1 protein-coding gene is annotated in these 229 nt (G+C 62.9%); it reads right to left on the bottom strand.

Annotation, left to right across the window (positions count from 1 at the left end):
* A partial coding sequence (locus SM191_RS19790) for a transposase (protein ID WP_341507687.1) occupies window positions 1-229 on the bottom strand: 229 nt, incomplete at both ends.

Consider the following 229-nt stretch of genomic DNA (forward strand, 5'->3'; position numbering starts at 1 on the left):
AAAGACGAGCGGGTAGACCGGATCCAGCGGCCGCTGCTGCCAGATCGCCACCTCGTCGAGTACGGCGTCGGTTACCGTCGAGATCAGATCGGGCGACACGTCGATGCCGTACAGATCGTGCAGGTGCCCCGTGATCTCCCGGGTGCTCATGCCGCGCGCGTACATCGACACGATCTTCTCATCGAAGCCTGGAAAGCGCCGCTGGTATTTGGCGATCAACTGCGGGTCG

Source organism: Sphingomonas sp. 2378 (assembly GCF_038084995.1).
In the GTDB taxonomy this organism is placed as follows: domain Bacteria; phylum Pseudomonadota; class Alphaproteobacteria; order Sphingomonadales; family Sphingomonadaceae; genus Sphingomonas.